This window comes from Paenibacillus sp. FSL E2-8871 (genome assembly GCF_038000345.1).
Taxonomy (GTDB): domain Bacteria; phylum Bacillota; class Bacilli; order Paenibacillales; family Paenibacillaceae; genus Paenibacillus_AQ.
On record NZ_JBBOBV010000001.1, the window covers coordinates 3,400,055 to 3,420,889 of the forward strand.

The following is a 20,835-nucleotide window of genomic DNA, read 5'->3' on the forward strand; positions in this document are numbered from 1 at the left end:
TAAATTTAAATAGTTATATTTATCACATACTAAGATGCAAAAAATCCGAACCATTCTGCAAGGAATCTCCCCTGCAAATTGCTCCGGATTTTCGCTAACTACACCTCATAGTTCACTACATAATTCTGCAGCTCTGTATTGTAAAAGCCTACACTATACTCAGTTACCTTGCCCAGCTCATCATAAGAATAACGAGTTCGCTTCAGCAAGGGACACTTCTTATCAAGGAGCAATATCTCCTCTACATCAGGCGGAGGAACGGCAACGGAAAATTCATCACGCAGTTTCTCTAAGGAAACGCTCCGCTCTTCAAGCAGTTCATACAAGGACTGGGCATTTAAGTCCAGTAGATCCAAATCATCCATACCATTTACTAAATAATGCGTGTAATGAACGTATGGAATATCATTGAGACTATATATGCGTTCCAAGCGTATACAACGTTCGCCGAATAAACGAAAGGCTTCGCTTTCGACTTCATTATATACTCGCTCCGCCTTCAGCCATTGCTTCCGAATTTGGTGCCCTTCATCCACTAGAATTTCCGTGAATTTTTTCCACTTGGACAGCTTGGATGATGAGGTATTACGGATCACCTTCGTCCCCTTGCCGCTCCCCTTTTCCAGAAATCCTTCTTGGACGAGCTCCTGAATGGCACCGCGTACAGTGATCTTGCTGACATTGAATTCCTGCTCTAGCTGAGGCTCGGAAGGAATATTCAATCCAATAGGATAGACTCCGTGTAGAATCCGATCCTTTATAATATTTGCAATTTGCATATATAAGGGCTTATCTTTTCGGGACAAACTCAAGAGGTTCACTACCTTTCTACATCGCCTACGGATAGAGTCATAGCTCGAAGTATATCCGCTTCTGAAGCCATGGGAGTGTCGCCCTCGACAGTATGGGCTAACATACTAGCGGCAGCGGCAAACCGTACTGTCTGCTCAGGTGTAAATCCTGTTAGCTCGCCATGCACAATTCCGCTCGTATAGGCATCTCCAGCCCCTATTCTATCATAGACGAGAAATCTCAGCGTATCCGAAAAGAAGAAGCTCTGATTCTTATAAAGAAACCCACGCAGTGAATGTGAGTTGTCGCCATGAATACTGCGATGGGTGCCTGCGATCACCGAGATATCGTAATGCTTCGCAACTGCTGGAATCAGTTCGATCAGTTGCTCTTCACGTTCAGCTTGTTCAGTGCTGATCCCCAAGATAAAGATTGCGTCCTTCTCATTCATCATTACGATATCGGCCAGCTGCAGCATCTCCTCGTAATGCGGCTTCGCTTGTGAATAGCCTTCCGGTCCCCACAAGGACGGACGATAGTTGCAATCAAAGATCACAGTCCCACCCTGCTGTTTGACAGCTCTAGCCAAGAATTTCATATGATGACGTACACTATCGTTCATAGCCAGCGTAATGCCGCAGAAATGGATCACATCCAGGCTTCGCGCAATCTCTTCATAATTATAAGTTTTCTCAGGAGCCGTATTGAAGCTACTCTCCAGACGATTGCTGTAAGTTACCTTGCTTGGACGTGCACCAAATCCGTTCTCCAAGAAATACAAGCCCAGATATTCTCCTCCTCGTATAACGAGGCTAGAAGAGATGCCCAGCTTCCGCAAATACGCGGCGGCGGCCTCTCCCAAGGAAGTAGTCGGCAAACGGGAAATCAAATAACCTTCATGCCCGAAGCGTGCCAGTGCAGCGCTGACATTAACCCCGGTACCAGAGAATGAATAGTTTAAGCTGTTTCCCTGGGATAGCAGCTGAACTCCCGGCACCTGCAGACGCATCATCACTTCTCCGAATGCCCCGATTCGTTTAGGCATATTTATCTGTCAGCCTCTTCATAATTCCAAGCAAATCACGCACATCCTGGGTCCGGGTCTGGCCCGATTCTTTATCGATAATGGATGAGTAGACATGCGGAATCACTTGTGGCACCCCTGCTTCAAGCGCAATCTCTAGTATTTCCTCGAAATTGTCCATATCAATTCCACCGGTTGGTTCGAGTGCGAACTCTGCCTCAGCACAGGCCTTAGCGACAGAGCGGTATTCCTCTTCACGGCTTAATCCCTCCATCGGGAAATACTTCAGTGCATTACCACCCATATCCCGAACAAGCGCAATTGCCGATGCTATAGGTACAATCGCCGCTTCACTCTGCGCAGCGCTGAAGACTCCTGTAGAAATATTCACATAACCAGCGTGACCAGAAGGGGCGATCATGCTGTTGATCCAGCTGTCTTTCCCACCAAGATTAGCGCGTGTAGCTCCAACCAGCGGGAATGCCTGGTTAATATGACTACCCGGATAATGCTTAGCAATCTCGGCCACAATTGCCGCTTGGCGATTATCCCCTGCACCTAAGCCAATGGATACCGCATCTTCAATCTCTTGACCATATTGCTTCATGGCGGTTACGGCTTCTTCTACCGTCTTATAATCCTTAGAGAGCACACCGACCAGTACATAACCTTCCGCCGCTTCATAAATTTCTTTAGCATTAGCGATATCTTTAGCGAGTACATTTAATGCGGTGCGGCCCTTATAAAAACGTTGTGAAATCGTCATCTTATTGTCCCCCTATTAATTTATGAATGCTGTCTACAATCACGTGCAGATCATCCCCCAGAAGCGGCCGTGGATCAATATCGAAATATCCCTGCTTCACTCCATAATCGCGGGTGTAGATCGCAATCTCGCCCTTCTGCAACCCCTCCACCAATTCTTTCGCCGTAATTCCGGCCTGCTGTGGATCAACCTGAACCCGGCCGCGATAGATGGCACGGCCCGCCTCGTCCTGCACAATGGTTACACGAATTCCCGGAAGTTCATTCAACACCATCAATCCCTGCAAAGACGCTTTCTCGGTGTCACTCTTGTCTTCCTTGACCATGTATTCCTCTAGTGCTTGCAGCAGACCAAAGGAAGTTTCTTTACCAACCTTCATACTGCGTCCTATTCCATACAATTGGACCTTAACCCATTCCACATAATTACGTTTGCCGGCGATAATACCGGATGTAGGCCCTTCAATAGCTTTAGAACCACTATAAATTGCCAGGTCAGAGTATTTCACATATTTACAGAGGTCTTCTTCCGCTGCGGCATCTACGATTAGTGGAATGCCCCTACGTTTTGCGATCTCCCATGCTTCTTCGACGGATAACATATTCTTCTGCACCGCATGGTGGGACTTCACGTATAGAATGGCAGCCGTCTGCTCACAAATGGCATCCTCTATATGCTCAGCACGGCCTTCATTCGCATAACCGACCTCAATTAGTTTCCCACCACCTAGATAGACCATCGTTTCCACAGGAGCTCCGTACTGTACATTATGCCCCTTCAGAATGATGATTTCATTGCGTGGAATGGCTTCTTGGTGCAAACGTTCACTGCGGCGCCGATTGCCTTGGGTCACTAGCGCCGCAACGGACAATGCAATACCGCTGGAGGCTGAGTTAACGATAAGCGCTGCTTCAGCGCCGAGAATTCGTGCCGTGTAATCTCCGGCTTTATCCACCAGATCCGCTATTTCCACATAACTCTGTCCGCCTTGCTTCATAGCCTCCATCACTGTGTCAGACGGAGCCGACACCCCCAAGATACTCATTCTGCCGCTTGCATTGATTACGCGTTTAAGCCCGTATTTCGCATTTAATGAATTCCCCACCTATAACCACTCCTTTTGCATGGATTACTTTATCCGTCATTCTTTCTTCTCCTTCAGAATCCACAAGCACTGCAGACTTATGCTGCAGGGTGAAGAGAGTCAAGTTTGCAGGATCTCCCACCTGAATTCGGCCCAGCTCCGGCCTGCCCAGCCATTCCGCCGCATTGGAAGTAACCGCTGCCACAATCTCATCCAGAGCATAGCCCAAACATAGAAACTTGGAAAGTACATTAGATATGCTAAAGACTGGTCCCTTCATTCGGTTCACTCGATAGATATCCGTGCTAATCGTATTCAGTCCAATACCATTACGTTTAGCAGCCTCAGCTACCTTAAAAGAGAAGCTTGCTGTTCCATGTCCCACATCGAGATGAACTCCCCGTTCAATGGCCTCAGTCAGTACCTGAAGCGGCTGACCATCCGCAGCAAACAAATTATTCTCTTTTCCGTTGAGATAATGGGTCACGATATCCTTACGCTGCAAAAGGGGCATAACCTCTCTGATATCTGGCGGTGCTGAACCGATATGTACCATTAACGGCAGGCCCGTCTCCATTGAAAGGCTTCGTGCAATATGCAGCGGCTCAATCCCGCTCGCGCCGACAACGCTCTTGCTGATCCTAGCCTTTAATCCCACGATTATCTCCCCGTAGGTTCGGACGGATTGCAGGATCTTCTCCTTATCAATCCATTCCAAGTTGGACAATTCATCAATTCTTAGCAGTCCGATCCGCGAGATATTTAAAAAAGCCAGCACATTCGTCTTAGCCTGAGACGCGTCCAGAGCCAGATCACCTATCCGATCCGCCCCGCAGCTACCGGCATCGACTAGAGTGGTCACCCCTTGCCGGACACCGATCTCATCGATCTCGTCACCATACGGATCAAATTCGCGAAAGGCATGCACATGCATATCGATCCAGCCACTGGATACGTACGCGCCTGAACCTTCCCACTCCTGCCCCCCATGCGCCTCACCTGCCGGGGTGATCTCAGCGATCTTGCCATTTTCGATTACAATGTCGATCTCTTCTCCGCTTACTCGTTTCACCTGACGGAGCACGTATCTTTCATCCATTGTTCTCACCTTTTTCCATATAACATTATAATGTTTAAAATAACACGAATAGCGCGTTAAGTAAATATAACGTTATAATGTTTGTACGTAAAATTAGACGTGGTTGTCACAAAATTAGAGAAACCTGATTATCGGACGGATTCTTTGTAGAGAGTAATTAGGGAAAATCTCCCTGATTATAGCCGATAATTGCTTTTAATGAATAGAATTAGGGAATTCCTACCTAAAAATCGTGGTAATATCTATTCACCAACGAATCAGTTGAATTAGAGGGAGATTTTCCCTAATTATCTATCAGAGCTTCCGTTTCACTTCTTCAGTAGTCCTAGAAGTCGATTTGGCTTTTACCTGCCCATAATCTACAGAAGCAAGCTGCAAATGACCGAAACGCAAAGCAACGATCCTCCAATAAAAAGGAGAATCGCTGCTTTCTCAATCTATGAATTTAATAAACCTACATGTATCTTAATAACAGCCTTCTTAATCTTCATGCCCGGTTGACCCATACCAGGTCTGTGTACATCATGCGGGAAAAAGACAGCGAACATCCCCGACTTCAAAGTTAACAAAATTTCATCGGATGACGGAGGATAAAGCGCATAATCTGCTTCGGCATCGTAAGGCTTAGTAGCCTCGACCCCTTCTTGCAGAGGGGACCAACCGATCGTTTCTTCACCTTCGATCAGATAATGCACATCAATATAAGCCTCATGCTTTTCAGCAACCTGTTCCTCTAGCGACTTCGCCTCAAGCGCCATAATCGAAACGTATATCTCGTTACCGCGGATCTCGATTCGTCCGAGATCAGGTTCATGTTGTAAGATGACTTTCAATTCCTCAATTGCCTCTACAATGACTGAATTCTCGTATCTGCTATGCTCTTCCCAAGATGACAATGAACCTAAGATCATATTGTCTCATTCTCCTCACATCTCAATTATCTACAGAGGTTGTTCAAAAAGTCCGCTTTTGATCACGAAGTAGCCCAAGAAGCTTACTTGACATTGAATATTAAATTCAGGCGAAACTTCCGGTGCTCACGTAGCTTCCACTACGCTCCGCTCCTCAGTTTCTACCTTCATCCAATCTTCTCGGTGCTGAAAACCATACTTTTTGAACACGCACTTATAGGAGCTTCTCACTAACTGCTGCAGCTGTTGTTTCTTTATTGATAATGGACTGCTCACTAGTCTTTTTGAAATATTCCACATATAAAATATCCAGCAGATAGAGTTGTGAGATCTTAGCAGATAATGAACCGCCCTGCAGAGGACCCTCATTAGCACCACAAAGTAAGGTAAGATCCGAATACGACGTTAAAGGTGACTTTTCAAATCTCGTAATGGACACCACCTTAGCGCCTCGTTCCTTCGCCTTTCTTGCAACCTCGATACTATCTTTCGTTGAACCGGAGTAAGAAATGATTACAGCTACATCTCGGTTAGACATTAGCGCCGCAGACATCATCTGAAGATGTGAATCCATCAAACACTCCGTTTTGTTTGTAATGCGCATAAATTTAATTTTGGCTTCCATCGCCGTGATTAATGAAGAGCCCACGCCGAAAAATGATACTCGTTCCGCGTTTATCATATAATCAATAGCTTCATTGATTTTCTGTATATCAATTAAATTATAGGTCTCGTTCAGTGCACTTACATTTGTGGTCAGCACTTTGGAAGCCACAGCTTCAGTAGTGTCGTCCATTAGAATTTGATCCGTAAGCTGCGGGATCTCATTCTCTACAGTGATACTATGAGCGAGTGCAATCTTGAACTCTTGATACCCTTTATAACTTAAAGATTTGCAAAATCGAAAAATACTTGATTCACCTACATCGCACGCATCTGCAAGATCAGTAATCGACATATAGACAACACTTCTCGTGTTCTCCAGGACGTAGTCCGCTACCTTTTTCTCCGTATTCGTCAAATTATTGTACTTGGAATGAATAGAAGAAAAAATACTGATTGTTCGCAAATAAGCCCCTCCTTTACAATGATTTAATGTGCGAATAAAGAGGAAGCGCCAAGCAAGCCTGCCTTATTCCCAAGTGAGGCCTTAACAATTCTTACACCCGCAAAACTCTCCATATTTAAAGACTTCGTCCGTTCCTCGACCCTTTGAACTAAATCTTCTTGCTCCATAACACCGCCCCCAATAATTATAGCGGATGGATTGAAAATATGAATAATTGAGGCTAAACCCACGGACACCTCAGTTACCCATGAATCCAAGATCTGTTTCAGAGCTTCGTCCCCTTTGTGAATTTTATCAAAAAGGACTTTTCCGTCTGTACATTCGGGATCTGCCTGCTGAGCCATCTTGACTAAAGCAGTGGTTGAAGCATACTTCTCATAAAAAGGCAGTCCCTCCACCGCATCTGACAATGGATGTGTCAGGATATGACCAAATTCGGCCGCTACCCCATCTGCTCCTTTATAGATTTGGTGGTTCAATACAATGGCACCACCAATGCCCGTGCCAAACGTCAAGCATAAAAAATTGTTAAAGTTCTGGGCAGCACCATAATGAGCCTCGCCTAATGCTGCTGAATTCACATCGTTCTCTACCATAACAGGTTTATGAAAATGATTAGTTACAATTTCCTTAATCTTCATCCCTGTATATCTAGGTATATTTTCGTTAGCATAGACTATAATTCCTTCTTCAGCATTGACTTGACCGGCCGTACTTATAGCAATGGCATCAAAATCATCATTTTCTGCAATTTTATCAAGCAATCTTGAGATTACATGCGGCCCTCCCAAGTGGCTCTCAGTTGCATACTCCTTAAAGTTATGAACATTCCCAAGTTTATCGCATATACACATCTTGGTATTGGTACCGCCAATATCTACAGCGAGAATTCTCATCCTTATCTACCCTCTCCGGCAATCTACTGAATAGCGTTTACAAACCTTTTGGTAATCTCCATTGGTCTTGTAATCGCTGAGCCGACAACTGCTGAATAAACACCTAGATCGAACATTGTCTTCAGTTCTTCAGGAGTGGAAACACCGCCTTCAGCTATCACAGGCACAGAGAATTTGCTTACGATTTGTTTAACTAGCTCGAAATCTGGAAGTGACCGCTCTTTGGTGTATTCTGTATATCCGCTTAAGGTAGTTCCCACAAGATCAAACCCCAGCTCAACGGCTTTAGCAGCTTCTTCAAATGTAGAGCAATCTGCCATAAACAGTTGATCTTTATAGGTCTCTCTTAGGTGAGGAAATAGTTCTGAGATGGTTGATCCATCCGGACGAGTCCGGTCCGTCGCATCCATAGCAATGATATCTACCCCTTCGCGGTAAAGCTCATCTACTTCCTTCATGGTTGGTGTAATAAACACTTCAGAACCTTCATATACCCTTTTGATGATCCCAATGATAGGTAGATCCACTGTTTTCTTAATTTCTTGAATATCCGCTACGCTATTTGCCCGAATGCCTGAAGCACCGCCCAAGTATGCTGCATAAGCCATTCTTCCCATTATAAACGGACTATGCAGCGGTTCTTCGGGTAAGGCTTGACTGGAGACGACTAGTTTATGTTTTATCTTTTTAAGTACATTATTTTCAGTATTCATCAGTAACCCACTCCACATCTTTATTTATTCTTTAACTGCTCCTGCTGTAATTCCATTGGTGAAGAACCGTTGGAATAACATGAACACTAGCAACATCGGAATTGCAGCAATGGTGGCTCCGGCCATTTTATATGCGAAATTAGGATTCAGATCCTGCATTAAGGTTGCAGTACCAACCATTAATGTTTTCATTTTGTTCTCTTGACCTATAACCAGCTGCCACAAATAATCATTCCAGACTTGCACAAAATTCAGAATAAATAAGGCTCCAATACCAGGTTTAATAATAGGCACCATGATGCGAGTGAAGATTCTCCATTCATTTGCACCATCTATTCTCCCGGCTTCTCTCAAAGCGTTAGGGGTTAAATCGAAGAATCCTTTTAATAGGAACACTCCAAATGCGCCCGCAACGTTCGGCCAAATCATACCGTTATACGAATTCACCATTCCAAATTGCTGTGTAATCCGGAATAAAGGCACGATCATAATTTCCTTAGGAATCATCAAGCTCGATATGAAAATAATGAAGATGATATCTTTACCTTTAAAATTGATCTTTGAGAATGCATAGGCAGCCATAGCGCCTACAATAATAACGATAATCGTAGATACGCCTGAGACATAAATACTATTAAACGTCCATCTCAAGGCCGGTTGGTTCTGAAACACATCCACATAGTTGGAGAATGTGATCGATTTAGGCCACCAGTCTGGAGGCATCTTCACAACATCTGAACTGTTCTTAAGCGAACTAGTGAATAACCAATACAATGGAAAAAGATTAAGGAGCGCGAAGAGGACAATGATCACATTCGATATCACATCAAACTTCTCTCTCTTCTTCTTATTTCTTATTTTCGACATGTTGTATTCCCCCTCACTTCACCTTAATCATGCTTCGTAGCTGAGGCACAGATAATAACAATGTAATCACGAACATGATAACGCCTACCGCAGAAGCTACGCCGAGTTGGTTGTACTTAAAGGCATTATTATAGAGGTAGTACATCAAGGTTACCGATGAGTTGTTCGGTCCGCCGCCGGTTAATAACTGGATGACTACAAATATTTTTAGAACAGCAATAATATTGATAATCGTAATATAGGTCGTTGTTGGTCCTACAGAAGGAATGAGGATCTTCGAAATTACTTGCCATCTGCTTGCACCGTCGATTTCTGCTGCTTCAAAAAGCTCTTTAGATACACCAATCATCGAAGCAATATACAGAATAATGGCTTGGCCCACGTTAGTCGCGAAGGTCACAAAGATCACCACTGGCAAAACTGTCTTTGGATTTCCTAGAAGATTGATCGTCCCAAGACCCATATCTTTATATATAAAAGAAATAAGTCCATTAGCAGGATTCAGCAGGAAACTCCACACCATACTCATTACAACCATGGATACCATGACCGGGATATAATAGCTCCCTCTTATAAAGGAAACGTACTTAGCGTTCTTATCAAATACAGCCGAGGCTACAAATAATGCAAAGCCCACTGTAAGTAGGACGATAAAGACTACGAATATAATCGTATTGAAGATCGCCTTGAAGAATACCGGATCATTAAACAATGTGGTGTAATTAGCCAGACCCACAAACTTCTCACTATCATAATTAATTTGGTATAAACTCAGGCGCATCCCTTCTAAGATCGGATAGACAAGAAAGGCTAAGAATACTAACATCTGAGGTAAAATAAACAGATAACCTGTAATATTCTCTTTTAGGTAATTACTACGTAGTTTCATATCGTTTACCTTTCTAATTAACAGCCCTTCGAGCCTCTTCAGACTCTAAAGGCTGTTAATCGTTTATTGTTTACCTGTTCTTAGATTATTGGAAAATGACAGAGCTAGCTTTATTCGTATCAATCACTTTATTACCATTGGTCTGATAATCTTGTACAAACTGTTCTGGTGTCTTTGCTCCCATGTAAAGCGCCTGTAGATCAGGGTACAAAACTTCTCTTAATTGGCTATATCCTGGAACATTGCCCGTGAAGTTAAACAAATATTTTGAGTTGGCATCATAAGCAGCAAAGAGAGGATTCTCCGACTTAAGTTCTTCAGCCACGGAGCTTCTCACAGGAATACCATTCTTAGAGGATTTAACTAATTCAGGATCACTTGAAAAGAACTTCACGAAATCTTTAGCTACTTCAGTCTTCTTCGCATCTTTAGACTTGAATACACTAGCACCCACTACATAAGTAAAGGATAGAGGATCTCCGCTTTCGGACGGAATATTAGCAAGACGCATATCAAACTTTGGAGACGTGCCGGATTCCATATTTGCTTTTGTTCCATTGAACAAGATTGGATTGGTGAAACTGATCGCTAGCTGCTGATTCTGGAACATGGCATTGGCATCATTGGAGGATACAGATTCAGCACCTGGATTTGTATATCCACCGTCATATAATTTTTTCAACCATGTAGCAGCTTTAACTCCATTCGCATCATTCAGAACAATATTCCCTTGATCATCGAAGAACTTGTTGCCGAACATTCTTAAGTATGCAAGGTTCCACGTATCTCCTTGATTATTCACAGCGTACAGTGCCATTGGATAGGCATTAGAATATTTGTCCTTCGGAAGATTATTTTTCAGACAATCCAAGATTTGTTGATATTCATCCAAGTTCCAAGTCTTAATTTCGGACTCTCCACCGACGAACTTTTCTAAACCAGCCGCTTTAAACATGTCTGCGTTGTAGACCAAAGTGCCTGGATTGTGTTGGAATGGGTAGAAGTACACATCTTTTCCGAACGTTACTGCATCCCAGTAATTTTGTGCGATATCACTTTTTGCGTCCTCATCGATGATGTCAGTCAAAGGCTCCAAAGCTCCACGGTGAACATAATCGCCCATTGGGAATACGCTTTCAAAGAAGACATTTGGTGGCGTTCCTCCGCTCAAGTTAACATTGAGGAGTTGGTCTCGCTGATCTCCGGCAATGACTTCGACCTGAATGTCAGCATCATATTTATCATATTGTGCCTTGAATTTCTCAGCAGCAGCCTTAAGGAAGCTATCATAGTCAGCACCTTGTTCCGTTGCATCCACAACACCCTTCCACTGAGGGGTCAGCCATACTTTAATCGCCACTTTTTCCTTGCCAGATTTAGCAGTATTATCGGATGTATTAGAGCTTGCTGCGTTGTTACCAGAGCATCCTGAAATCAGTGAAATAATTACCATTAATGCAACCATTGTCGAAAGTAAACGTTTCTTCTTCATTTTAAATCCTCCCCTATTCTAGTATCCGTTTGACATGATATTTCACTAAATCAGCCATGTTCCGATGTCCTTGTATATCAAGATGCATGTAATCTATTTCATTCATCGATACATATTCTCTGGAATCAATAAAGTGGATATCTGTCCCCGAAAGCAAAGCTGCAAGATGCTGAGAGAGCTCCAAAGATTTCTCGCTACAATTACTTCCCATTGGCTTACCAATAGGAGTATTCAAATACTCTGCCCCAATGGGGGGAGGAGCGATCACAAGCACTTCTGGAGCTTTCCCGGCTGGACCTGCCCCGCTCCCTCTAGCTTTATGAGCGAGTCTAACAACACCTTGTGCGATGTTATAAGAAGTTAGTGCAAATCTTTCTTTCGTATCATTTGTCCCAAGCATGATCACCACCAAATCAAGTGGTGCATGTGACATGAGGCATGGATAGAGATAAGCTATTCCGGCTAACCCTTCAAATAGCGGATCGTCACTAACACTAGTTCTACCAGGAAGCCCTTCCTCTATGACTCGGTAAGTGTTGCACACTTCTGATTGTAGAAGTCCGGTCCAACGTATTTCATCATTAAACCTTTGGTCCGTCTCTGCGTCGTAGCCCCAAGTATTGGAATCACCAAAGCATACGATGGTTCTCTTCATTGCATTAACCACAATATTTTTCGATCGCTTGATCAATCAATTTCATAATGTCTGCGATTGGACCAGCATCTTCAGCGGCTACCCCTTCAAGCGGTGCTCTTACACTACCAATGTTTACGCCTCTTAATCTCAGAACCTCTTTAATTTCCGCATACATAGAACCCTTGAGGGAACAAAGCGCGATGATGATATCGTTGATCTCACTTTGAAGTTGTCCTGCTTCCTCAAACTTGCCGGCAAGTACAAATGCATTAGCTTGCAAGAACAGCTCCGGCATAACTGCATAAGTACCACCAATGCCAGCATCGGCTCCCATGATTCTTCCCGCAACATACTGTTCATCCGGTCCATTAAAGACCACTACATCTTTTCCACCCACTCTTTTGAAGCGTTCAATATCCATAGGTGGCATAGAAGAATTCTTAACGCCGATAACTTTTTTATTAGTAAGCAGTTTCTCGAATAAAGCTGGAGTTAGTGTATATCCCGTAGTCTGAGGAATGTTGTAGATAATGAACGGTAGAGGAGTTGCCTCCATAATCTCGCTCCAGTATTTAGTTACTGCACTATCAGGTAATTTGAAATATATAGGTGGGATTGCGGATAGTGCATCATATCCTAAGCTCGCCGCATGTTTTGCTAATTCGATACTATCTCTAGTGGAAGGGGCTCCTACATGAGCAATCAGTGTCATTTTACCTTTCAGGTTACTAGCTACATAGCTAAGTACCGCTTTGCGTTCGTCCAGACTCTGGTAAATACATTCTCCAGAACTGCCTCCCACATAAACACCTTGAACTCCTTTTTCAAATAAGTAATCACATAAGGCATGTGTCCGGGATTCAGAAATATTTCCTTGATCGTCATAGCAAGCATAGAAGGCAGGTATAATTCCGTGGAACTTGTTGAGTGTCATTGATAATCCCCCTTAAGATGTGAACGGTTTCTTTTCTACATATTCAAGATATCACTTAAATTAGGTTCTGTAAATTATTTTCTCTATTTTTTTAAAAATAAAATTTATTTCCACCAAAAGAACGGTCATACTAGAAAAATAGTTTCATTTAAGTGAACGCCCATAAAATAAGACCTTATAATTTCCAATTAAAAATAGAATATCGGACGATATATGCAGCTCTAGTTATAATCAGAGTAACACTATCTACGACCTTAAAGTCATCTGCCGGATTGGTAATTACTAGAAATCCTTTGCAACTCTCAAGGGCAATAGATTATCCTTTTAAATTTAATATAAGTGTCTCCTACAAGGAGACACTTTTCTCCACAGGAAGCACAAACCCTAATTAACACACAATGTTCACTTAAAAACTGTGTTTTTCACGTGGACACAGCTTTAAAAAACTAATTTCTATGATATAATGAAAGCGTAACCAGAACAATACAAAATATATTGTTTCTTCGCCAAAGGAGGCTGGAGGAAATGCTAGCAGGTCTTAAAGAACTTAAAAATTGGGTAACGGAAAATTGGAATCCAACGATGAATTCAGGTAATGAGGATTATCAAAAAATGGAATATTCTGTGCAACGCCACTTGCACACTCCAAGATCCCCAAAACCACTCACCTATGAAGAAGAAGCTCGTATCAAGACTGTTAAATTCCATTAATCTCACCACCTTTAGATACAGATTGACCCTATAATAGAATCTTGTCCTAAGGCCGCAGATCCGGAAATCATTCCAGTAGAGCGGTCTTTTATTATGCCTTGAGATTATGTAACGAAAAACCTTTTCCATATTGACTCGATTTCTTGAATCAAATACATACTAAAAAACCTCCCTCTCCATGACGGCATCCCATCACTTCGAAAGAGGCTTCCTAGTATCATTTGATCTTATACAGACATTTCTCCTTTCTTCTGCAAGTCCGAAAGCTTGACCGCCTGACCTGCGTTCAATCTCGAATGTTCCGACGCGAATGCGATCAAATGACTCTGCAGGGATGCCGTCGCCGAGGTCAAACCTTGCGATGGATTGCTGTCGAATTGACGCACATTCCGCAGGAATGAGCTTACCATACGGTCATCGCCGCCTCCATGGCCATCGCCTTCCACATTGCAGCCAATCTCAACCTTCTCGCCCGATACATAGCGGTACAGCGTGAAAGATCCTTTGTCCATATCCCCGATGATCTCGCCTTGTGTTCCCATAATTTGAACCCGGCGCGTGCCGCTCTGTGTCAGCCCTGACATGATGAACGATGCATTCGCTCCGTTCTCGAACTCCATGTTGACTACCTGGTGATCCACGACATTATTATCGCAGCGATACACGCAGCGACCCCACGGTCCTTCCTTCAGCGCCTTCAAGATCCCCTCTTGCGACAAATCATTCGTCATATAGCGTGCCCAAGGGTGTTCCGGGGGCTGAATATATATTTTCATCGCCGAGAAGGCGCATTCCTTCTCAACCTCACAGCCGTTGATACAGCGATCCGCGGAGCCTTCCGGAGCGTTCTCCGCCCTGAAATGCAGTAATGATCCGTACGAGCTCACGCTTGTACACGGTTGATTCATAAGCCATGAGATGAGATCCAGATCATGGCATGATTTGGCCAGGATCATGGGACTCGTCTCCTCCGAATTGCGCCAATTCCCGCGGACATAACTGTGTGTCATATGCATGTAGCCCACATTTTCGGTTAATTGAATCGTACCTATCGTTCCGAGTTCACCGTCTTCGATGCATTTTTTGATCCCAGACCAGAACGGGGAATATCGCAGGACATGGGTTACGACGAGCAATCGCTTATACCGAAGCGAAGCTTGCTCCAATTCGATGCATTCTTCCATGGAAGGAGACATCGGCTTCTCTAACATGACATGATAGCCTAGCTCCATCGCTTTCATCGCTGGTATATAATGCATCCGATCGAGCGTAGCAATTATCATCACGTCCGCAATTTGACCCTGATCGAATACTTTCTCCCAAGAATCGTAGACATGTTCTGGGGCAATTCTATGAATCTCTGCAAATCGATTTCTACGTTCATCATCCGGCTCAGCTACGGCAACAATCTTTAATTCATTCGGGAACTTCTCCGCGTAGGGCCCATAAATATATCTTCCTCGACTGCCAGCGCCAAGTAATACAGCTGTTAATGTTCTCAAGACTACTCCTCCTCTTGCGCACCTAGTGTACTTCCATTGTAAGGCGGTAGGAACGGAGGTAAAAGAGATCGTTACTGACATTTCATATACATTTATTGACCTTGATTCTGTATATGGATCCTTGCCATACGGAAATCTTGCGGCGTCGTTTCGTTCTGCTTCTTGAAGAAGCGAATAAACGCAAGTGCTGAGTTGTACCCCAGGGCAGCAGCAATTTCATTCACTTTCATCGATGTGTTGAGCAGCATATCCTTGGCAATCAGGTTACGATAGTCGTTCACATATTTAGATAACCCCATTCCAGTGATTTGCTTATAAAGTCGGGACAAATAAGATGGATTCAAGCTCACGTAATCGGCCAGCGCATTTAAGGAGATATCAGTGGAAATATGTTCTTCAATATATCGATGTACTTTATTCACGACCTCTGTCGGCAATTGCGTACCCCGCAGCGCATTCCATTCGAAGAAGCAATCCGCCATTTGCGAGAAGTATTGAATCAGCTCCGACCATGATGCGGAATCTCCATAGCGATATAACTTATCCAGATCCATCAGCGTATTGATGTAATCCCGAATTTCCCGATTCTTATGGATATAGAACAGAAAAATAGCTGAAAGCGAATGATACAGTTCGATCTTCCGCTCATTCGGCGACTCCTCATCATTCCAAATGGACGTTAGTTCGGCATACAGCTTGTTGAATTGCTCCCGATGATTATTCTCGAGACAAGACATCAGCAATTGAACACGGGCGTGATAGAAGGCATCGTGGTAGTTCCCACTCAGATCACCGTTCACTTCTCTTTGAATGTCTTTATCGGTCAATATGACCTCATTAAATAATCCATGTCCTTGTACCAGGCCGTATTTGATCGAGTGAAACCGATCAGATATGTTATCCCATGTCGTTGCTTCACTTCCAAGAAGGAAAGAAACCGATAAACTCAGCAATCTCTTGCAATTTCCCTGCACAGTCTCCAGAATACCGCTCGTATACCGATGAGCTCTGATCCAATCCTGATCCCCATATTCGATAGACGATCCATCCGGGATTTTCGGTTGAATCATCCAGACGATTTTGGATAACTCGAATACAACGGAATAGCATCTGACCTGCGTGGACAAATACTCATCGCAAATGTTCTGTACGGCGTAAGTCAATAACGCTTTATCCGGCGTCGTGAACATTTCTTTCCATGCGTCTACCCTGCCTATGAGCAAGTAAACCGGCAATGTCGCATCAAGCGGGATATCGATTTCTTTGAACGCCTGCTTTAATTGGCTATCCGATACATGCTTGCCTTGAAAGAGCTCCCACACATACTCTTTTTGCAGGGAGGGCAATGCCAGTCTCATTTTGGATTGCGCTCTAGCGATCATCTGTTCTTGGTTATTTTCTTCTTCAATTTTCTCAATCGCCCGTTCTACGGACTGAATAATTTTCTCATCACTTTCGACCTTCAGAATATAATCGAACCCACCGTACGTAATTGCGCTCCTTGCATAATGAAAATCATTGTATCCTGTTAAGAAAATAACTTTGCAGGCTGGCCACTGGGATTTGATTTCCCGAAGCAGCTCAATCCCTTCCAGTCCAGGCATCTTAATGTCGGAAATCACGATATCAATACGATGATGAGACAGTACCTCCAGTGCTTCTTCACCTGAATATGCCTTCATAACCTCGAGTTGTAAATGATCGGTCTCATTGAATAGCTCCAGAAGACCATCGACAATAATGGGAAGGTCATCGACGATTAGCAGTCGGTACATGCTGATTCCTCCTCTAGTTCGCGCTTAGATTGATTCTTACTTGAAGTCCACCAAGAGCAGAACGTGACACTGTAATGCCATATTCCTCACCGTACCGCAGTTGTATTCTGCGATGCACATTTATGATTCCGGTTGTTTCCTCCATCCTAGTGGTGGATTGACGCAGTCGCTTCTGAAGCTGTTCAATCTCCGCATCGGAGATGCTTCGGCCATTATCTTCGACATAGATGGAGAATACATCGCCCACCCGCTCACAATGAACCCATAGCTCACCCTGCTGAATCATATTGCCCAAGGCATGCTTATAAGCATTTTCGATGATCGGCTGCAGAATCAGCCTCGGCACGAAGAGATCGGGAACATCACCTTCGAACTTGACTTGAATACGGTCTCCGTAACATATGGTTTGCATGTCTACATACGTGCGAGAATGATTGACCTCCAGCCCCAGCGGAATATCATCCTCGTCATCACGAGTAATGAACTGAAAATATTGTCCGATGTACAGGCAGAATTGATAAGCTTTTTCCTTCTGATTCTCGGATTTAATTAACCGGCACAATACAAAAAAACAGTTATATAAAAAATGAGGATTAATTTGCGATTGCAATCGTTTCAGTTCGGAACGCTGGTTCCTGATTTGCTGCTCGTAATTTTCCTCGATTAGTGTTTTCAAGGATCGGATCGTATTATTAAAAGCTTGGTACAAATACCCGAACTCATCGGCTCCACGATCGATCACGATCGGTTCCAGCCTATTCTGCTGAACGCGCCGAAAGGAATGCACAAGTTTCATTAATGGCCGATAGATAAATCGTAATAGAAAGTAGGAGAAGAAAACGACAATACCCACAGCTAGCGCGCAAGCCCACCAGAACAATGTTCGATAAATCTCAAGAGAACCCAAAATCGTCTCTTCGGGAATGCACATAATCGAATAGGAATTCCAGAGACTGGAGTATTTATATACCGTAAGAAACCGCTTACCATTATACATAATCGTTTCGTATCCTTCGTCTTTTTGCAATTTCCGCTTATCCGCAGCGAAGGATTTCATTTGTTCCAGCAGTTCCGGATCCATGTCACTCTCGATCTCCCAACCACGTTCCAGATTGAGCAATACGCTCTGTCCACCACGCGAGCTGCCGATTTGAGATAACGTTTCTCGGATTTTGATAGTCGATAATTCAACCGCTACGATATAAATCGGATTTTTAACGGTATTAATGGGGTATTGCATGGAAATAAATAATCGATCGTTCCAGTAAATGAAAGGTTCTTCGTATAATCTCTTGTTTTGCTGCATAGAAGCATATTCCTGCTTATTCATCGAAGTTTCAAATTTATTGCTAAGAATCGTTCGGTCGATAAGAGGGATATACGCCCTTGCTTCTTGAATAAATGGACTTGAGTTCTTCATCAATTCAAGCCGTCTTTGGATATCTAGTATTTTTTGCGCACGATCGTAATAACTCATGTAATTGCCTGTAGTTGCAATTTCCATCAAGTCTTTGTCCATCACATAGTTCGGCAAATAACGGCTGATCCGGTCTGCTTCCTTGTCGAGTGAATCCAGATAGAAGCGAGTCGTATTTAGAATAGACTCGGAAATTTCACTCCGAATATTGTCCGAACCCTTCTCATTAATCAACCAGGTAATCGCCATGAGCGGAAACAAGGCTGCCAGAAAGGCAGCCATTATTTTCTGGAATATAGAGGAATCTTTAATCAAGAATCGGATTTTCATCGTTTGTTCTCCTGCAATGCAATGTCATAGTTTGAGTGCCCTATTTTATTCTTTGACACTCCCCATCACAATTCCTTTAATGAAGAACCGCTGCAAGAACGGATACACGATAAGAATCGGAAATGCTGCTACGAATATTTGAGCTGCCCTGCTCGTACGATCGGACAATTTGATCATTAATTCTGCCCTCTCAGGTTTAATAAAGCGGAAATCCATTTTGATAATGATCGTCTGCAGGAAGGTCTGCAGCGGATAATTCTCGGGATGATTCATGTAAATCATACCATCAAACCAGCTATTCCAATGCCCCACCATGGTGAAAAGACCTGTCGTTGCCAATGCCGGCAACGATAGCGGCACATATATTTTCCATAAGGTAGTAAATTGACCCGCCCCATCGAGCAGCGAAGATTCCTCAAGTTCTTTGGGCAGACTGCGGTAGAAATTCAGCAGCAGAATAACGTTGAACACCGTGACCGCTCCTGGCAGCACCAAAGCCCAGATTGTATCGAGCATCCCAAGGTTCTTCACGGTTAAATAGTTTGGAATAAGCCCGCCACTGAATAAAATCGTGAATACGAAAAACCATGAATAGAAGGTCCGCAGCCGAAATTGGCGAGAATCTTTGGATAATGGATAGGCCGTGATAATCGTCAGGAACATGCTGATTGTCGTTCCCATAAGGACCCGCTGAATCGATACCCAGAATGCGCGTAAATATTCAGGTTTTCCAAATACGTTAGCATAAGCAGCCGTTGTGAATTCAACTGGCCACAGGATGACTTTTCCGGCGGATGCTGCCTGCCCGGAGCTGAACGAGAGCGCCAAAATATGAATAATAGGCATGAGGCATAACAAAGATACGGATGCCAGAAAAATGAAATTACATATCAAAAACAATTTTCTTCCGAATGACCTGTTAGTACGCACGATCTGTCTCCCTTCTGAATTACCGCGATTGCATTAGAAAATGCGGTAATTCGCTACACGATAGGCTAAGATATAGGACATAGATACGAATATGAAAGAGATGACTGATTTCAGCAGTCCTACGGCCGTAGCGAAACCGAACTGTGCTTGCTCAATCCCCATACGATATACGAAGGTATCGATAATATCCGCGCTCTCATAGACCGGAGGACTGTATAGGTTAAAGATTTGATCAAATCCGGCATTCAGTACATTCCCGATACTAAGCGTAAACATGAGAACGATAATAGGAAGCATCCCCGGTAGCGTCACATGTAACGTCTGCTTAAAGCGTCCTGCACCGTCGATCTCCGCTGCCTCGTACAGTGACGGATTAATACCGGTAAGCGCAGCCAGATAGACAATCGTACCAAATCCAAACTCTTTCCATACATCCGATATGACCATGACATAAGGGAACCACTTATTGTCTCCCAGGAAAAAAACAGGGTCGATACCAAACAAGCCAAGCACTTGATTGAGAATACCGGAAGATGGAGACAATACATCGATTAGAATACCGCTTAACAAGACCCATGATAGAAAATGCGGCAAGTACACGAGCGTCTGGAAGGTCCGTTTGACCCATTCTTTCCGCAGCTCATTCAGCAGTATCGCTATTGTGACCGGAACGACCATGCCTGCTACAATTTTCATCACCGCAATGTATACTGTATTGAAGAATATCCGGCCGATATCGGGGTAATCCATCAGTAACTGAAGGTTTTTAAGACCAATAAATGGTGAGCCGAACAACCCTTTATTCGGTACGTATTTCTGAAAGGCCATCGTAATGCCGGCCATCGGGATATAACTGAAGATGAGGACCAATACGATCCCAGGAACCAACATCAAGTGAAGCGGCCACTCCCTCTTCCACATACGCATTAATACATTCATGCCATCCACCTCGCTATAGGACTAAAAATGAAGAACTAGGTTAAAGAAAAGAGAGGTC

20 protein-coding genes are annotated in these 20,835 nt (G+C 43.6%); 1 reads left to right on the forward strand and 19 read right to left on the reverse strand.

Features of this window, described 5'->3' with window-relative positions:
* Window positions 1-98: 98 nt before the first annotated feature.
* The 14 genes from NYE25_RS15515 to NYE25_RS15580 all read right to left on the reverse strand — a co-directional run bounded on the left by NYE25_RS15515 (window position 99) and on the right by NYE25_RS15580 (window position 13,173).
* Window positions 99-812 (reverse strand): GntR family transcriptional regulator, encoded by a 714-nt coding sequence (locus tag NYE25_RS15515; RefSeq protein ID WP_076286037.1) that lies wholly within the window; start codon window positions 810-812, stop codon window positions 99-101.
* A gap of 8 nt (window positions 813-820) precedes the next feature.
* The gene (locus NYE25_RS15520; RefSeq protein ID WP_341146321.1) at window positions 821-1,837 is read right to left on the reverse strand and encodes a sugar kinase; all 1,017 of its coding nucleotides are present in this window, start codon (window positions 1,835-1,837) and stop codon (window positions 821-823) included.
* The gene (dagF, locus tag NYE25_RS15525) at window positions 1,830-2,582 is read right to left on the reverse strand and encodes a 2-dehydro-3-deoxy-phosphogluconate aldolase (RefSeq protein WP_341146322.1); all 753 of its coding nucleotides are present in this window, start codon (window positions 2,580-2,582) and stop codon (window positions 1,830-1,832) included. Before dagF ends, NYE25_RS15520 begins: the two co-directional genes overlap by 8 nt.
* 1 nt (window position 2,583) lies before the next feature.
* Entirely contained in the window at window positions 2,584-3,687 is a 1,104-nt protein-coding gene (locus tag NYE25_RS15530) for a DgaE family pyridoxal phosphate-dependent ammonia lyase (protein ID WP_076286034.1), read from the reverse strand.
* The gene (locus tag NYE25_RS15535; RefSeq protein ID WP_076286033.1) at window positions 3,653-4,765 is read right to left on the reverse strand and encodes an amidohydrolase/deacetylase family metallohydrolase; all 1,113 of its coding nucleotides are present in this window, start codon (window positions 4,763-4,765) and stop codon (window positions 3,653-3,655) included. Before NYE25_RS15535 ends, NYE25_RS15530 begins: the two co-directional genes overlap by 35 nt.
* 437 nt (window positions 4,766-5,202) lie before the next feature.
* Window positions 5,203-5,676: a YhcH/YjgK/YiaL family protein gene (locus NYE25_RS15540; RefSeq protein ID WP_341146323.1), complete on the reverse strand. Its 474-nt coding sequence runs from the start codon at window positions 5,674-5,676 to the stop codon at window positions 5,203-5,205.
* A gap of 214 nt (window positions 5,677-5,890) precedes the next feature.
* Complete coding sequence (locus tag NYE25_RS15545; RefSeq protein ID WP_076300453.1) at window positions 5,891-6,745, reverse strand: MurR/RpiR family transcriptional regulator; 855 nt, start codon at window positions 6,743-6,745, stop codon at window positions 5,891-5,893.
* A gap of 23 nt (window positions 6,746-6,768) precedes the next feature.
* Window positions 6,769-7,641, reverse strand: coding sequence for an ROK family protein (locus NYE25_RS15550; RefSeq protein WP_341146324.1), 873 nt, complete (start codon window positions 7,639-7,641; stop codon window positions 6,769-6,771).
* Between the two features lie 23 nt (window positions 7,642-7,664).
* The gene (locus NYE25_RS15555; protein WP_341146325.1) at window positions 7,665-8,354 is read right to left on the reverse strand and encodes an N-acetylmannosamine-6-phosphate 2-epimerase; all 690 of its coding nucleotides are present in this window, start codon (window positions 8,352-8,354) and stop codon (window positions 7,665-7,667) included.
* A gap of 24 nt (window positions 8,355-8,378) precedes the next feature.
* Window positions 8,379-9,221 carry a carbohydrate ABC transporter permease gene (locus tag NYE25_RS15560; protein ID WP_081390001.1) on the reverse strand — a complete coding sequence of 281 codons (843 nt, stop codon included), beginning with the start codon at window positions 9,219-9,221 and terminating at the stop codon, window positions 8,379-8,381.
* 13 nt (window positions 9,222-9,234) lie between these two features.
* On the reverse strand, window positions 9,235-10,110 hold the full coding sequence (locus NYE25_RS15565; RefSeq protein ID WP_341146326.1) for a carbohydrate ABC transporter permease: 876 nt from the start codon (window positions 10,108-10,110) through the stop codon (window positions 9,235-9,237).
* An 85-nt stretch (window positions 10,111-10,195) separates the two neighbouring features.
* On the reverse strand, window positions 10,196-11,602 hold the full coding sequence (locus NYE25_RS15570) for an ABC transporter substrate-binding protein (RefSeq protein ID WP_341146327.1): 1,407 nt from the start codon (window positions 11,600-11,602) through the stop codon (window positions 10,196-10,198).
* 13 nt (window positions 11,603-11,615) lie between these two features.
* Window positions 11,616-12,257 (reverse strand): SGNH/GDSL hydrolase family protein, encoded by a 642-nt coding sequence (locus NYE25_RS15575; protein WP_341146328.1) that lies wholly within the window; start codon window positions 12,255-12,257, stop codon window positions 11,616-11,618.
* A 4-nt stretch (window positions 12,258-12,261) separates the two neighbouring features.
* The gene (locus NYE25_RS15580; RefSeq protein WP_341146329.1) at window positions 12,262-13,173 is read right to left on the reverse strand and encodes a dihydrodipicolinate synthase family protein; all 912 of its coding nucleotides are present in this window, start codon (window positions 13,171-13,173) and stop codon (window positions 12,262-12,264) included.
* Between the two features lie 525 nt (window positions 13,174-13,698).
* On the opposite strand from NYE25_RS15580, the gene NYE25_RS15585 reads away from it, so the two are divergent.
* Window positions 13,699-13,884, forward strand: coding sequence for a hypothetical protein (locus NYE25_RS15585; protein WP_042130754.1), 186 nt, complete (start codon window positions 13,699-13,701; stop codon window positions 13,882-13,884).
* A gap of 227 nt (window positions 13,885-14,111) precedes the next feature.
* On the opposite strand, the gene NYE25_RS15590 is transcribed toward NYE25_RS15585, so the two are convergent.
* From NYE25_RS15590 to NYE25_RS15610, 5 genes are all read right to left on the reverse strand, one after another.
* Window positions 14,112-15,386 carry a Gfo/Idh/MocA family protein gene (locus NYE25_RS15590; RefSeq protein WP_341051955.1) on the reverse strand — a complete coding sequence of 425 codons (1,275 nt, stop codon included), beginning with the start codon at window positions 15,384-15,386 and terminating at the stop codon, window positions 14,112-14,114.
* 92 nt (window positions 15,387-15,478) lie between these two features.
* Window positions 15,479-17,161, reverse strand: a complete 1,683-nt coding sequence (locus NYE25_RS15595) for a response regulator (RefSeq protein ID WP_076286025.1) — start codon at window positions 17,159-17,161, stop codon at window positions 15,479-15,481.
* Between the two features lie 13 nt (window positions 17,162-17,174).
* Window positions 17,175-18,908: a sensor histidine kinase gene (locus NYE25_RS15600; protein WP_341146330.1), complete on the reverse strand. Its 1,734-nt coding sequence runs from the start codon at window positions 18,906-18,908 to the stop codon at window positions 17,175-17,177.
* 45 nt (window positions 18,909-18,953) lie between these two features.
* On the reverse strand, window positions 18,954-19,838 hold the full coding sequence (locus NYE25_RS15605; protein ID WP_042191389.1) for a carbohydrate ABC transporter permease: 885 nt from the start codon (window positions 19,836-19,838) through the stop codon (window positions 18,954-18,956).
* 33 nt (window positions 19,839-19,871) lie between these two features.
* A complete protein-coding gene (locus tag NYE25_RS15610) occupies window positions 19,872-20,777 on the reverse strand; it encodes an ABC transporter permease (protein WP_341146331.1) in 906 nt (301 codons plus the stop codon).
* Between the last annotated feature and the right edge of the window lie 58 nt (window positions 20,778-20,835).

Excerpts from the sequence above, each read along its gene's own strand:
- NYE25_RS15520 (WP_341146321.1), bottom strand. The coding sequence starts at position 1,837 with ATGCCTAAACGAATCGGGGCATTCGGAGAAGTGATGATGCGTCTGCAG.
- dagF (WP_341146322.1), bottom strand. The coding sequence starts at position 2,582 with ATGACGATTTCACAACGTTTTTATAAGGGCCGCACCGCATTAAATGTA.
- NYE25_RS15535 (WP_076286033.1), bottom strand. The coding sequence starts at position 4,765 with ATGGATGAAAGATACGTGCTCCGTCAGGTGAAACGAGTAAGCGGAGAA.
- NYE25_RS15540 (WP_341146323.1), bottom strand. The coding sequence starts at position 5,676 with ATGATCTTAGGTTCATTGTCATCTTGGGAAGAGCATAGCAGATACGAG.
- NYE25_RS15550 (WP_341146324.1), bottom strand. The coding sequence starts at position 7,641 with ATGAGAATTCTCGCTGTAGATATTGGCGGTACCAATACCAAGATGTGT.
- NYE25_RS15555 (WP_341146325.1), bottom strand. The coding sequence starts at position 8,354 with ATGAATACTGAAAATAATGTACTTAAAAAGATAAAACATAAACTAGTC.
- NYE25_RS15560 (WP_081390001.1), bottom strand. The coding sequence starts at position 9,221 with ATGTCGAAAATAAGAAATAAGAAGAAGAGAGAGAAGTTTGATGTGATA.
- NYE25_RS15565 (WP_341146326.1), bottom strand. The coding sequence starts at position 10,110 with ATGAAACTACGTAGTAATTACCTAAAAGAGAATATTACAGGTTATCTG.
- NYE25_RS15570 (WP_341146327.1), bottom strand. The coding sequence starts at position 11,602 with ATGAAGAAGAAACGTTTACTTTCGACAATGGTTGCATTAATGGTAATT.
- NYE25_RS15575 (WP_341146328.1), bottom strand. The coding sequence starts at position 12,257 with ATGAAGAGAACCATCGTATGCTTTGGTGATTCCAATACTTGGGGCTAC.
- NYE25_RS15580 (WP_341146329.1), bottom strand. The coding sequence starts at position 13,173 with ATGACACTCAACAAGTTCCACGGAATTATACCTGCCTTCTATGCTTGC.
- NYE25_RS15585 (WP_042130754.1), top strand. The coding sequence starts at position 13,699 with ATGCTAGCAGGTCTTAAAGAACTTAAAAATTGGGTAACGGAAAATTGG.
- NYE25_RS15595 (WP_076286025.1), bottom strand. The coding sequence starts at position 17,161 with ATGTACCGACTGCTAATCGTCGATGACCTTCCCATTATTGTCGATGGT.
- NYE25_RS15600 (WP_341146330.1), bottom strand. The coding sequence starts at position 18,908 with ATGAAAATCCGATTCTTGATTAAAGATTCCTCTATATTCCAGAAAATA.
- NYE25_RS15610 (WP_341146331.1), bottom strand. The coding sequence starts at position 20,777 with ATGAATGTATTAATGCGTATGTGGAAGAGGGAGTGGCCGCTTCACTTG.